The following is a 12,739-nucleotide window of genomic DNA, read 5'->3' as shown; positions in this document are numbered from 1 at the left end:
GTGACTAGTCGTCGCCCCGCAAAATCGCCAGCAGGCGGATGATTTCCACGTACAGCCACACCAGGGTCACCGTGAGGCCGAATGCGGCAACCCAGGAGTAACGCTCCGGGGCGCCTGCACGCACGCCTTCTTCGATGCTGGTGAAGTCCATGATCAGCGAGAAAGCCGCGAGGCCGATGGCCAGGATGCCGATGAAGACACCCAGCGGGATCCCTGCGATCGTGATGCTGGTACGGAGGCCGAAGGGTTCCTGGACGGCGCCGGTCCACATCATGACGAGGTTGATCAATGCGAAGACGGCGTAGCCGATGGTTGCGATCATAAAGAACCGCATGAGCTTGGGCGTTGCCCGCACCTTGCCGCTCTTGAACAGCACCAGCGTGACGCCGAAGACGGCAAGTGTACCGATGACGGCCTGCAGGCCGACGCCGGGGTACATGCCATCGAGAATGCGGGTCAGGCCGCCGAGGAAGAGGCCTTCCAGTCCCGCATACGCCAGGATCAGTGCCGGCGACGGCTGCTTCTTGAACGTGTTGACCAGCGCCAGGACGAAGCCGCCCAGTGCGCCGACAATCATCAGCAGGCTGGACAGGCCCGGCGCAACAAGGAGCGTCACGCCGGCGCCGACCACGACCGCCACCAGGCAGGCGACGGTTTTCATGATGACGTCGTCGTAAGTCATCCGGCCGGTGTCAGCGGGGCCTGCCGCCGGCTGGTTGTACATCTGCTGCAGTTGCTCGTTGGTCATGCTCTGCTGCTGGGCAGACCATGCGGCCTGGCCGTCCATGACCTGACCGGGGGCACGGCCAGCGGGGTTGAATTGCTGGCCGTACGGATTGTGCGGTACAGGCGGGGCCTGCTTTGCTCCACGGAAATTCTTTCCGTTGAAGACTGGGTTGCCGCCAAGTGCCATTACGGGTGTCCTCCTGAGAAAGGGCTAAGTGATAATTCACGGTACCAATTACCACGCTCGCGCGGCAGGGAAAGTTCCCTTGTTCACCGAGACGAAACTCAACCGTGACCCCTGCGCGGAATTCGCTGGGTACCGGGCTGCCCGTCGGGAAACTTTAGGCACACTGGCGTACAACAAATGTTTCGTTAAGGGTTCCTACATTAATAGTTGCCTATAGCTTCACAGTTGTTATCTGATCGCGATCTTTGCACCCCCGAACTGGGCATTCATTCATCTCCGCGAGCGGTAACATAGGCCACACATGGGTGACTTGGATCACAATTGAGGCAGCTAGGCAAGTACTGTTCACAAGCCCCATGACCCGTTCGCACCGGCTGCAATGGCGCAGCCGGGACCACCCCCACTGTGGAGGTTTCCATTTTGAGAAGCACACTGCGCGACCCGTCCATCAGACGGTCCAAGGGACTGCAGAGAGCAATGGGGGCGCTGTTTGCATCCCTCCTTGCTGTACTGCTGATCGCCGCTCCCGCGGCGGAGGCAACCACCCCCTCGCCTTCGCCATCCGCCACCAATTTCCAGAACAGCATCAGCGGCTTCCTCCGCGACGATGCCCGCGCCCCGATATCCGGCGTCAAGATCAAGGCCTCCGGCAACGGATTCGAAGGTGAAGCCACCTCCGGATCCAACGGCGCATGGAGCATCGGGGTCCCTGTCCAAGGCACCTACAAGGTGGAGCTTGATACTTCAACGCTGCCTGAAGGCATCAAGCTCGCTGACGGCCAGGAGAATCCGCGGAACGTGACGTTCAGCCAGACGTCCAACCTGTCAGTCATCTTCGCCTTCGGCAAAGGCATTGTGGTCCAACAACAGGACTTCGGGCAGAACCTCCTGAACCGCCTGGTTGCGGGTTTGAGCTTCGGCCTCCTCCTCGCCCTGGCTGCCGTGGGACTCTCCCTGATCTTCGGAACCACAGGCCTGACCAACTTCGCCCACGGTGAGATGGTCACCCTGGGCGCCGTACTCGTTTTCATGTTCAACGGTTTCGGATTCCCCTTCTGGCTGGCAATCCTGCTGGCCCTGGTCGGTGGCGGTCTCTTCGGATACGTCCAGGACGCCGGACTCTGGCGGCCCCTGCGGCGGCGCGGCTCCGGCCTGGTCCCCATGATGATCGTCAGCATCGGCCTTGCCTTGGCCATCCGGTACGTCATCCAGTTCTTCTTCGGCGGCGCAACACAACAGCTGCCCGGTGCCCAGAGCGCAGAGATCCAGATCGGCCCTGTCTCGATCTCGCCCAACAACCTGTGGTCACTGATCATCAGCGCCGTGGTGATCGCCCTGATCGGCTTCATCCTGCTGAAGACCCGCCTGGGCAAGGCAACCCGCGCGGTGGCCGACAACCCTGCTCTGGCTGCAGCCTCGGGTATCGACGTCGACTCGGTCATCCGCATCGTGTGGATTGTCGGCGGCGTCCTGGCTTCGCTCGGCGGCATCCTCTGGGCCTACTACCGCCCCGGCGTGACCTTCGACATGGGCTCCCAGATCCTGTTGCTGATCTTCGCCGGCGTGACGCTTGGTGGCTTGGGCACGGTGTTCGGTGCCCTGATCGGTTCGATCGTCGTAGGCATCTTCGTGGAACTGACGACAGTTTTCGGCCTTCCTGCCGACCTCAAGTACGTTGGCGCCCTCTTCATCATGATCGTTGTCCTTTTGTTCCGACCGCAGGGTATCCTCGGCCGGCGTGAGCGTGTGGGTTAGGAGCGGGCCATGGACTTCGGATTCATTCTTTCCAGCGCCCTTGGCGAACTTTTCAGTCCGACGACGGCGGCCTACGCGCTTGCCGCTTTGGGCCTTGCCGTTCACTTCGGCTACTCGGGCCTCCTGAACTTCGGCCAGGCAGGCTTCATGGCGGTGGGGGCCTACGGCTTCGCCATCTCCACCCTGACATTCAAGGCACCGTTCTTCATTGGTTTGCTGATCGCGATCCTTTGCTCGGTGATTTTCGCCTTCATCCTGGGTATTCCGACCCTCCGGCTGCGTGCCGATTACCTCGCCATCGTGACCATCGCTGCGGCAGAGATCGTCCGGTACGTTGTCACCACCAACCAGCTGACCAGCGTCACCGGTTCGGCAAACGGCCTGGCAGCTTTCGAGGGTGACTTCTACGCCATGAACCCCTTCCCCGAGGGCTCGTACATGGGCATGAACAACAGGGACTTCTTTATCCGCGTTGTCGGTTGGGCCCTGGTGGTCGTGTGCTGCCTGCTGGTCTGGCTTCTGATGCGCAGCCCGTGGGGACGTGTGCTCAAGGGCATCCGGGAGGACGAAAACGCCGTGCGCTCCCTCGGCAAGAACGTGTACTCCTACAAGATGCAGGCACTTGTCATCGGTGGTGTCCTCGGTGCCTTGGCCGGCATGATCTTCACGCTCCCCCGCGGCGCCGTCCAGCCGTCCAACTACGGCACGGAACTGACGTTCTTCCTCTGGACCTGCCTCCTGCTCGGCGGCATGGCCACGGTACTGGGGCCGGTCATCGGGGCAATGATCTTCTGGGTCGTGCTCTCGCTGACCCAGAGCCTGCTCTATGGCCTCATCGAATCGGGAGTCATCACCTGGCTGACCACAGTCCAGGCCGGCCAGCTGCGCTACATCCTGGTGGGCGTGGCCCTGATGCTCCTGATGATCTTCCGCCCGCAGGGCGTGTTCGGCAATAAGAAGGAGCTTGCTTTCGCATGAGTGAGACCAACGAACGTAATACCGAAAATATCGACTACATGACTGATATGCGCCCCATCGCCGTCGGGGAAAACACCCCTGGCTGCAAGAAGCGCGATCCGATCGTGGTGGCAGAAGATGTGACGCGTTCCTTTGGCGGCATCAACGCCGTCGACGTCGAATATCTTGAAATCCCCCGCCATAAGATCACTGCGCTGATCGGGCCCAACGGTGCAGGCAAGACCACTCTGTTCAACCTGCTGACGGGATTCGATACCCCCAACACCGGAAAGTGGCAGTTCGAAGGGAACAGCCTGGCTGGCGTGTCCTCCTACAAAGTGGCACGCATGGGCATGGTCCGGACTTTCCAGCTGACCAAGGTGATGGGCAAGCTGACGGTCATGGAAAACATGCGGCTCGGCGCTGCCAACCAGCCTGGCGAACGGCTCTCCAAGGCCCTGTTCAAAGGCATCTGGGGCGGCCGCGAAAAAGAGATCACCGACCAAGCAAACATCCTGCTGGAGAAATTCAAGCTCGACGCCAAGAAGGACGACTACGCAGCGTCTCTCTCGGGTGGCCAGCGGAAGCTCCTGGAGATGGCACGGTCCTTGATGGTCAAACCCAAGCTCGTCATGCTCGATGAGCCGATGGCAGGCGTCAACCCTGCCCTGACGCAGTCGCTGCTGGACCACATCAAGAACCTCAAGGCCGAAGGCATGACCGTGCTGTTCGTTGAGCACGACATGAACATGGTCCGCCACATCGCTGACTGGGTGGTGGTCATGGCCGAAGGCAAGGTTGTCGCCGAAGGACCTCCCGGCGAAGTCATGAAGAACCCTGCCGTCATCGACGCCTACCTTGGCGCCCACCACGATGTCGACCTCGGCGATGCCGAAGGCATCAAGGAACTCGAGGCAGAACTTGAGGCGGACGACGAGTCGGTCGTCGGAACCGAGGATGCCGGCATCCTGTCGGACATCCCCGAATCCACGACGATCGCTCCCACCACCGAACCCACTACCGCCGACCACAGGAAAGAGGAGGGCAAATGAGCAGCACCAGTGCAATGCCGGTTCCGGCCTCCGCCCCCACAGACGAGGCCGTGGTCAAAGTCACCAACCTCGTCGCAGGGTACATCCCTGGCGTCAACATCCTGAACGGCTGCAGCATCGAAGCCCGCAAGGGCGAGCTCATCGGCATCATTGGGCCCAACGGCGCCGGCAAGTCGACACTGCTCAAAGCCATGTTCGGCCTGGTCAAGGTCCACTCGGGCACCGTTGTGGTGCGCGGACAGGACCTCACAGGGCTGAAGGCGAACAAGCTGGTCACCCAGGGTGTGGGCTTCGTGCCGCAAACCAACAACGTGTTCGCCACGTTGACCATCGAAGAGAACCTTCAAATGGGGATGTTCCAGCGGCCCAAGGTGTTCGCCGAACGCTTTGATTTCGTTGCCAGCCTGTTCCCGGAACTGGCCAAGCGGCGTGCGCAACGGGCAGGTTCCCTCTCCGGTGGCGAACGCCAGATGGTGGCCATGGGCAGGGCACTCATGATGGATCCAGCGGTGCTGCTCCTGGACGAGCCCTCCGCCGGCCTCTCCCCCGTCAAGCAGGACGAGACGTTCCTCCGGGTCCACGAAATCAACCGCGCCGGTGTTTCGGTGATCATGGTGGAACAAAACGCACGCCGTTGCCTCCAGATCTGCGACCGCGGCTATGTCCTTGACCAGGGCAAGGACGCGTACACGGGCACTGGCCGCGAACTGATGAAGGACCCCAAGGTCATCCAGCTCTACCTCGGCACATTGGCCGACGAGGTCTAGCAACCGCACCAGCCGAAGGGCGGGTCCGGGTCAGGTTCCTGATCCCGGGCCCGCCCTTTTGCATGTCAGGGCTCCCCCGGGCCGCCACGACCCACTTTGAGCGCACCCACCCACTGACACGCCGCGAAACCCCGCGCGCCGGGCAATGTGGTGGGCCCAAAGTGGGTCGCAGCCGCACCTCCCGCACCACCAACAAAACCGACGACGGCGGCACTCCCCCAAGCACCGCCGTCGAACCTCCCGCCCACTCCACAAGCAACGCGGGGTCACTTATGGCCCATGTTTAGCCTTCGAAGGGGCCATAAGTGACCCCGCGTTGCCTTAAACGGAACAGGTCCCCTTCCGGTGGAAGGGGACCTGTTCGGCCTAGTGGAGAGCGGGCGGCTTAGAGCTTGCCGAACTCTTCACGGACGGGCTTGTAAGTGTTGTCGTCCTGGTATTCGTAGATACCGATGTAGGCCTCGGTGGGGTCACCGGCGTCGGAGAACGTGACAGGACCGGACTGGCCGTCGTAGTCGATGTCCTTGCCCTGGCGGAGGAGCGTCACGCAAGCGGCGTAGCTGTTGCACTTCTCGCCACCTTCAGAGACTTCCTTCAGCTTGGCTGCGATGTCCGTGCCCTTGGTGCTCTTGGCGGCCTCGGCTGCCAGCGCAATCAGGTTCACGGCGTCGTAGGACTCACCCGCGTAGCTGTAGTCCTTCAGGGCCGGGTCGATGGCCAGGAGCTTCTTCTTGAAGTCGTCCTTGGCGAAGGTACCCGGGATGGTTCCCTGGGCCCCCTTCAGCGTGCCCTTCTGGAAGTCCTTGCTGTAGTCGGAGGTGTTGCCGTCCACCATGAACAGCTGCGTGGGCTTGATGCCCTTGCCGGTGATCAGCGGGACGATGCTCTTGGCCTGGTCAAAGGTGATCAGTGCGATGGCGTCCGGCTTGGCGGCCAGGACCTTGTCCACCTGGCTGCTGAACTGGGAGTCACCCTCGTTGAACAGTTCCTCGGCTACGACCTTGCCACCGGCTGCTTCGAAGGCTTCCTTCACGTTCTTCTGGAGGCCGGTTCCGTAAGCGTCGTTCAATACGATCATGCCAACGGTCTGGGCGCCACAGGTAGCCATGTAGTTGCCGAGCACCTTGCCCTGCAGGACATCGGACGGTGCAGTACGCCAGTACAGTCCCTTGTCGTCCCAGGTGGTGAAGTCAGGCGACGTGTTCGCGGGCGAGAACTGGATGACGCCGGCACCGGTGATCTGGTTGATGACCGTCTTGGAAACACCCGAGGACGCTGCACCGATGATGGCGCTGACGCCCTGTCCGAGCAGTGCCGTGGTGGACTGCGTGGCGATGTCGGTCTTGGTGTCACCGGAGTCGCGGTGGACCACGGACACAGGAGCGCCCAGGACACCGCCGGCGTCGTTGACTTCCTTGATGCCGAGGTTCACGCCGGCAATTTCCGGTGGGCCAAGGAACGCCAGCGACCCCGTTGTCGGCAGGAGCGATCCAATCTTCAGCGGCGTGGACGTCGTGGTGGTCGAAGGAGGTACAGGTCCAGAGTTGGTGGCGGCCTGGCTGTTGCCGGCACCCGCCCCCGCGCTGGGAGCCGGGCAGGAAATCCCCGCCGCGGCTGCGGAACTGGAGCCGGAGCCTGAGCCGGTCTGGCTCGGCGTAGAGGACCCACCACAAGCTGTGGCGAGAAGAGCCACCCCAATGCCAAGCGCTGTTAGCTTGGCGGCCCGGGGCGCCGCTTGGGAAAGATCAAACATTCGTTGTCTCCTCGATCGAAAGGTGCGAACTGCCTTTGATGCGATTACTCAGGTGTTCCTGATTAGGACTCAAACTAGTGCAATTGATCCGGGAACATAAGTGATTCAGGTCACATCCCTATAACACTCGTTGCCTGTGGGGAATCTACGAGCCTGCTGGGAAGATTCTCCGAGAAGAAAACGAAAAAAGGAAGGGGAGCAGACGCTCCCCTTCCCGCAGTGCCCCAGGTGGGACTCGAACCCACAACACGCAGATTTTAAGTCTGATGCCTCTGCCAATTGGGCTACTGGGGCGCCCGGACCATGGTATCCCAGCTACAGCCTTCCGAAGGGCGCCGCGAAGCGGAAGGTGCCGCGGACGCCGTCGTGCCAGCCTGGAAGTGCCAGTACCTGGAAGTGGTCACCCCAGCCGGCTTCCGGCGGCCGAACGCCCAAGGAGACGGCCGGAACGTACCCAAAGCGCGGGTAATAGCCAGGGCTGCCCAGCAAGGCGATGCCCGGCTCGCCGGCGGCCGCGGCGCGCTCAGCGGTTTCCTGCAAGAGCGCCGACCCGATCCCCCGCCGCTGCACTGCGGGAGCCACACCGATCGGACCGAGCCCAAGGAAGGGCTCATCCCCCACCCAGCCGCGGGTACTGATGACGTGGCCCACGATGCCCCCGTCGATCTCCGCCACAATGCTGAGCTCGGGGATGTATTCCCCGCACTCGAACAGCTCCCGCAGCAAGCCAACCTCAACCGGGGTGCCTTCCACCGCTTGGCCGGTGACCGGCGAGATGGAGAAGGCCTGTGCTGTCAGCTCAAGGATTTCCGCCCGGTCCTGGTGTTGCTCGCTCCGGAGCACGATTCCCCTGCCCGGCTGCAGCAGGGCGTCAATGTCGGTTTCGCCAGCCATGGCTACAGTCTAGGGGCCGTCGGAACCCGCTGCGGCGTCGTCGTCATTCGCGGTTAAACGCCGACGGCGGCCACTCCCCTTATGGGAGCAGCCGCCGTCGGGCGTGAACTACTTGGCGTCAGCGGTGACCGGAGTCTTGGCCTCGGCGGGCTTCTCGGCGGCCGGTGCCGGTGCAGCGGCCGGCTTGGGAGCCGGGGTTGCTGCGGCAACGAAAGCACCGCGCGGGTTATCGAGGTCGATCAGCTGCGTGGTGTCGCGGCCGGCGAAGAAGGACAGGATCCATCCGAACACTACGCGGAACTTGCGCTCAACCGTGGGCATCGCCATGCCGTGGTAACCACGGTGTGCGAGCCAGGCGAGGCCGCCCTTGAGGCCGATACGGCCCAGCAGGTTGATGTTGGCAACGCCCTTCCATTCGCCGAAGCCGGCAACAGCACCGAGGTTCTTGTGCTTGTAGTCGTGCAGCGGCTTGTCCCAGCGGGAAGCCCAGAGGTTCTTGGCGAGCTTCTTGGCCTGGCGAAGTGCGTGCTGGGCGTTCGGGACGCAGGTGCCATCCGGCAGGCCCTTGCCCGTGAGGTCCGGAACAGCGGCGATGTCGCCGGCGGCCCAGGCGTTCTCGATGATGCCCTCGTCGCCTGCGATGCGCAGGTCCGGGAGGACGCGGACACGGCCGCGCGGCTCCAGCGGGAAGTCGGTGGAGCGGATCATCGGGTTGGCCTGCACACCGGCAGCCCAAACGAGGGTGTCGGCTTCAACTTCACCGGCGGAGGTCTTGTCCGGCAGGTTGATCAGCTTGAGGTTGTCCTCGGCACTGTCCAGGGAGGTGTTGAGGAGGACTTCGATACCGCGGCTGCGGAGGTGCTCCACAACCCACTCGGCCTGCGAAGCAGTGACCTCGGGCATGATGCGGCCCATGGCTTCGACCAGGATGAAGCGGACTTCCTCCTGGCGGATGCGCGGGTTGTTACGGACCGCAGCGCGGGCGAGGTCTTCCATTTCGGTGAGGCACTCGATGCCGGCAAAGCCGCCACCAACCACCACGAAGGTCAGTGCCTTGGCGCGCTCTGCGGGGTCGGTCATGGTGGAAGCGGCTTCGATGCGCTCCAGGACCTTGTTGCGCAGTGCAACGGCTTCCTCGATGGTCTTCAGGCCGATGCCCTTGTCCGCGAGGCCCTTGATGGGGAAGGTACGGGTGATGGCACCAGCTGCGATGACGACGTCGAAGTACGGAATCTCGAACGGCTCGCCACCATCGGAGGGAGCCACCACTGCAGTGCGGTTGGCGTGGTCGATGCCAGTGACGCGGCCCTGGATGAGCTCAGTCTGCTTCAGGTGCTGGCGGTGGGAGACGACGGCGTGGCGTGCCTCGATGTTGCCACCGGCCACCTCAGGGAGGAACGGCTGGTAAGTCATGTAGGGCAGCGGATCGACGACGGTGACGATGCCACCTGCATTCGCGATCTTCTTCTGCAGTTTGAGTGCTACGTACAGGCCGACGTAGCCGCCGCCGACGACGAGAACCCGGGGACGGTCGATGAGCTCTGGGGTGGTTGCCATGAGTCCAGAGTACAACACTTTGTGAAAATCTTCACTAACTACGTTTTGGAGGGCGGATCCACAACTTCCAGCGTTCCCGTCTCTGCCTCTTCGGGGACGGCGGGAGGATTCCTCGAAACCCGCCGCAGCTGGATGGCGGCCCCGGTCACCAAGGCGATGAAAAGGGCACCGAATCCAAGCACGACGGCGGCCGGCAAGGCCTCGTCGACTGTCGCCGGCGTCTTCGCTGCCGGGACTGTGGGATCGGCCAACGTTGGCGGGGCGCTGGTCGGACTGGCCACCGGAGCCCGCGAGGGTTCACTGAGGACCCCGCGGCGGTGAACACGGATCCAGTCTGCGATGGAGCCCAAGGGGTTGCTGCTGGTGGCGGGGACATCGCCTTTGAGGGCGGCCTCGGCGTCGAGGATCCCGTAGCCGTAAATCGGGTCCTTACCAGGAGCTCCCGCGTCCTTGGCTGTACTGACAATCCTGTTGATGACCTGGCTGGCACTCATCTCCGGCCACTTGGACCGGATGAGGGCCGCCACGCCGGACACTATCGGCGCGGCCCCGGACGTTCCTGCCCACTCGGCGTAGCCGCCTCCCGGGATACCTCCAACGAGGTTCTCGGCCGGAGCTGCAACCCCGATGCTGATGCCCTGGGACGATGAATCGATGCTTGCACGGCCTTCGCCGTCCAGGCCGGCCACGGTGAGGACGCCGGGGATGGTTGCCGGGGCGCCAACCTGGATATTGCCACCTACCCTGTTCCCGGCAGCGGCAACAATCACCACGTCCTTCTGCTCTGCATAGAGGAAAGCTGCATCCCAGCTCTGCGGCCAGTCCGGCGAAGTACTGCCGAGGGAAATGTTGATGACCTTCGCGCCGTTGTCAACGGCCCAGCGAACGGCATCGGGAATCTGTTCCTGGTCGGTCTTGCCGCCAGGGTTGGGCGAGCCAAGCCAGGTGGAGACCGAGAGGATCTCCGCCTCCGGCGCCACGCCAACGATTCCGTCCGGTCCTCCTGCCGGAGGCGTGGTGGGCACAGGGGCCGGAGTGGCCGAGGCAGAAGCCGACGGCGGCGGCGTCGGGGTCGTGTGGCCGCGGCCGGCCAACATGGTGGCCACCAGTGTTCCGTGCTCGGTCTTGGCTCCAATGCTCTTCTGCCCGTTGGGCGCCCCGGCTCCGGAGACATCAGTCCCGCCAACTACGGCGCCTTTGAGGTCGGGGTGGTTTCCATCGACGCCACTGTCGATGACCGCCACCTTGACCCCTGCGCCCTTTGAGACCTGCCAGGCGTTGGCGACACCGGAATCTTTGATCCAGAACTCTTTGTCCCGCCAGGCATCCGCAGCAGCGGCTGGCGCCGTCACAAGGGCGCCAAGCAGCGCGCCGCCAGCCATCACGGCGGCAAGCAACGCGGAGATGGTGCGCCGTTGTGGCACCGTCATACGGCGTCCCGGATGCTGAGCGCGATGCCGTCCAGGATGTCGTGCTCACTGGACACGGCTGTCCGGATGCTGCCATCGCTGACTTCGGCCAGGCGCGCCAGGATACGACGCCACACCAAAGCACCTGCGCCTATGACGTCCACACGGCCGGGGTGCATGTAGGGAAGGGCAGAACGTTCTGCCCGCGTCATCTCAAGCAGGTTGGTGCACGCATCGCTGATGGTGGCCAGGTCCAGGGAAGCACCGTGGATCCGCTCGGGCTGATAGGCGCTCAGGCCCAACGCGTGGGCAGTGATGGTGGTGATGGAACCCGCCACGCCGACAACCGCCGTCGCGCGCGCCAGCGGGACAGTTTCCGCGGCGAGGTCAAGGGCGGCATCGACGTCGGCCTCTGCCGCGGCGACCTGCGCGGCAGTTGGCGGATCATTGCGAAGGTGGCGCTCCGTGAGCCGCACGCAGCCGATGTCCACCGAACGCGCCGCGATGACTCCTGCCGAATCGCCCAGGACAAACTCGGTGCTCCCGCCGCCAAGATCCACCACCAGGACGGCCTTCTCCCCCATCGCGGGCAGTGCGCTGCTGGCCCCGGCGAAGGACAGCGCGGCTTCCTCGTCGCCGCTGATGACTTCGGGCTCCACACCCAGAAGGTCGCGGATGCCGTCCACGAAGACCTGGCGGTTGCGGGCATCACGGGTTGCGGAGGTGGCTGCGAAACGGACCCGCTCCGCGCCATGCTCTTTGATCAGTGCTGCATAGTCACCGGCGGCCGCGAACGTCCGTTCCAAGGCCTCCGGAGCCAGCTCGCCTGTGGCGTCCACGCCCTGGCCAAGCCGAACCACGCGCATTTCACGCACGACGTCGATAAGCGGCCCGGGTGCCCCGCTCTCCGTCGCGTCGGCGATGAGCAGGCGGATGGAGTTGGTGCCGCAATCGATGGCGGCCACACGGCTCATACTGTTCCCTCGTCGGCCGCGGATTTGGACTTCCGCACCGGCGCGGGACGGCCCACGATGTCCGGAAGGCCTTGCGGTCCATGGCGGCTCAAGTCCCTCGAGGGTGCCTCACCAGCGGTATCCCAGGCTCCGTCGCAATAGCAGCGGTCCTTGGTCCACCACTCGGCAATGGCCTCCAGCGCTTCGTCTCCGAGCGGGTTCACGCCGGGACCGGCTGCCAGCGAGTGGCCCACCAGGACATGCAGGCACTTCACGCGGGTGGGCATGCCACCGGCGGAGATCCCATCAATTTCAGGAACAGCACCCGTGCCGGAACGGTCCGCGATCTCATTGCGGGCCTGCAGGTAGGCCTCGTGGGCACCCTTGTAGGCGCCAGCCAGTTCATCGTCGCCGGCCAGGCGATCGTTCATCTCATTCATGAGCCCGCCCGCTTCAAGCCGCGACACCGCGGAGGTGATAACGGGGTGGGTCAGGTAGAAGGTGGTGGGGAACGGAGTACCGTTGCTGAGCCGGGGCGCGGTTGCCGCCACCAACGGGTTGCCGCAGACACAGCGTGCGGGGATCTCCACGACGTCGCGGACGGGCCTGCCGAGCTGGCGGCTGAGGACCTCGAGATCGTGTGCTGATGGCTGGCGGGATTCCTGCGGCACGGCTGCCGTGTTCTCTTCCACTTGCGCTGCCAACCTTCCTGCCCTTTTTGCCGTGTCC

General features: G+C 63.7%; 11 protein-coding genes and 1 tRNA gene. 4 read left to right on the top strand and 8 right to left on the bottom strand.

Annotation, left to right across the window (positions count from 1 at the left end; translation table 11 throughout):
- Positions 1 to 4: 4 nt before the first annotated feature.
- A complete protein-coding gene (locus N5P29_RS06460) occupies positions 5 to 913 on the bottom strand; it encodes a Bax inhibitor-1/YccA family protein (RefSeq protein WP_262277804.1) in 909 nt (302 codons plus the stop codon).
- A 477-nt stretch (positions 914 to 1,390) separates the two neighbouring features.
- On the opposite strand from N5P29_RS06460, the gene N5P29_RS06455 reads away from it, so the two are divergent.
- From N5P29_RS06455 to N5P29_RS06440, 4 genes are read left to right on the top strand one after another with little or no spacing between them, the layout of a single operon-like run.
- A complete protein-coding gene (locus tag N5P29_RS06455; RefSeq protein ID WP_262277803.1) occupies positions 1,391 to 2,668 on the top strand; it encodes a branched-chain amino acid ABC transporter permease in 1,278 nt (425 codons plus the stop codon).
- 9 nt (positions 2,669 to 2,677) lie between these two features.
- Positions 2,678 to 3,646 (top strand): branched-chain amino acid ABC transporter permease, encoded by a 969-nt coding sequence (locus N5P29_RS06450; RefSeq protein WP_262277802.1) that lies wholly within the window; start codon positions 2,678 to 2,680, stop codon positions 3,644 to 3,646.
- The gene (locus N5P29_RS06445; protein ID WP_262277801.1) at positions 3,643 to 4,677 is read left to right on the top strand and encodes an ABC transporter ATP-binding protein; all 1,035 of its coding nucleotides are present in this window, start codon (positions 3,643 to 3,645) and stop codon (positions 4,675 to 4,677) included. The genes N5P29_RS06450 and N5P29_RS06445 overlap by 4 nt, the downstream gene beginning before the upstream one ends.
- Positions 4,674 to 5,444, top strand: coding sequence for an ABC transporter ATP-binding protein (locus N5P29_RS06440; protein WP_262277800.1), 771 nt, complete (start codon positions 4,674 to 4,676; stop codon positions 5,442 to 5,444). The genes N5P29_RS06445 and N5P29_RS06440 overlap by 4 nt, the downstream gene beginning before the upstream one ends.
- A gap of 385 nt (positions 5,445 to 5,829) precedes the next feature.
- Here the strand turns inward: N5P29_RS06440 and N5P29_RS06435 are convergent, their stop codons facing one another.
- The 7 genes from N5P29_RS06435 to N5P29_RS06405 all read right to left on the bottom strand — a co-directional run bounded on the left by N5P29_RS06435 (position 5,830) and on the right by N5P29_RS06405 (position 12,702).
- A complete protein-coding gene (locus N5P29_RS06435; protein WP_262277799.1) occupies positions 5,830 to 7,197 on the bottom strand; it encodes an ABC transporter substrate-binding protein in 1,368 nt (455 codons plus the stop codon).
- 220 nt (positions 7,198 to 7,417) lie between these two features.
- A tRNA-Leu gene (locus N5P29_RS06430) sits at positions 7,418 to 7,491 on the bottom strand.
- A gap of 21 nt (positions 7,492 to 7,512) precedes the next feature.
- Positions 7,513 to 8,091: a GNAT family N-acetyltransferase gene (locus N5P29_RS06425; RefSeq protein ID WP_315973381.1), complete on the bottom strand. Its 579-nt coding sequence runs from the start codon at positions 8,089 to 8,091 to the stop codon at positions 7,513 to 7,515.
- A 108-nt stretch (positions 8,092 to 8,199) separates the two neighbouring features.
- On the bottom strand, positions 8,200 to 9,648 hold the full coding sequence (locus N5P29_RS06420) for an NAD(P)/FAD-dependent oxidoreductase (protein ID WP_262277798.1): 1,449 nt from the start codon (positions 9,646 to 9,648) through the stop codon (positions 8,200 to 8,202).
- Positions 9,649 to 9,686: 38 nt separating this feature from the next.
- Positions 9,687 to 11,078: a S8 family serine peptidase gene (locus N5P29_RS06415; protein ID WP_262277797.1), complete on the bottom strand. Its 1,392-nt coding sequence runs from the start codon at positions 11,076 to 11,078 to the stop codon at positions 9,687 to 9,689.
- Positions 11,075 to 12,031 carry a Ppx/GppA phosphatase family protein gene (locus N5P29_RS06410; RefSeq protein WP_262277796.1) on the bottom strand — a complete coding sequence of 319 codons (957 nt, stop codon included), beginning with the start codon at positions 12,029 to 12,031 and terminating at the stop codon, positions 11,075 to 11,077. The genes N5P29_RS06415 and N5P29_RS06410 overlap by 4 nt, the downstream gene beginning before the upstream one ends.
- A complete protein-coding gene (locus tag N5P29_RS06405; protein WP_262277795.1) occupies positions 12,028 to 12,702 on the bottom strand; it encodes a DUF501 domain-containing protein in 675 nt (224 codons plus the stop codon). Before N5P29_RS06405 ends, N5P29_RS06410 begins: the two co-directional genes overlap by 4 nt.
- Positions 12,703 to 12,739 lie beyond the last annotated feature (37 nt).

Origin of the sequence: Paenarthrobacter sp. JL.01a (genome assembly GCF_025452095.1) — a bacterium.
GTDB lineage: Bacteria > Actinomycetota > Actinomycetes > Actinomycetales > Micrococcaceae > Arthrobacter.
This window is presented reverse-complemented; position numbering and strand designations above follow the sequence as displayed.

Coding starts and splice junctions, on each gene's coding strand:
- N5P29_RS06410 (WP_262277796.1), bottom strand. CDS start 12,031: ATGAGCCGTGTGGCCGCCATCGATTGCGGCACCAACTCCATCCGCCTG.
- N5P29_RS06450 (WP_262277802.1), top strand. CDS start 2,678: ATGGACTTCGGATTCATTCTTTCCAGCGCCCTTGGCGAACTTTTCAGT.
- N5P29_RS06440 (WP_262277800.1), top strand. CDS start 4,674: ATGAGCAGCACCAGTGCAATGCCGGTTCCGGCCTCCGCCCCCACAGAC.
- N5P29_RS06445 (WP_262277801.1), top strand. CDS start 3,643: ATGAGTGAGACCAACGAACGTAATACCGAAAATATCGACTACATGACT.
- N5P29_RS06435 (WP_262277799.1), bottom strand. CDS start 7,197: ATGTTTGATCTTTCCCAAGCGGCGCCCCGGGCCGCCAAGCTAACAGCG.
- N5P29_RS06415 (WP_262277797.1), bottom strand. CDS start 11,078: ATGACGGTGCCACAACGGCGCACCATCTCCGCGTTGCTTGCCGCCGTG.
- N5P29_RS06425 (WP_315973381.1), bottom strand. CDS start 8,091: ATGGCTGGCGAAACCGACATTGACGCCCTGCTGCAGCCGGGCAGGGGA.
- N5P29_RS06455 (WP_262277803.1), top strand. CDS start 1,391: ATGGGGGCGCTGTTTGCATCCCTCCTTGCTGTACTGCTGATCGCCGCT.
- N5P29_RS06460 (WP_262277804.1), bottom strand. CDS start 913: ATGGCACTTGGCGGCAACCCAGTCTTCAACGGAAAGAATTTCCGTGGA.
- N5P29_RS06420 (WP_262277798.1), bottom strand. CDS start 9,648: ATGGCAACCACCCCAGAGCTCATCGACCGTCCCCGGGTTCTCGTCGTC.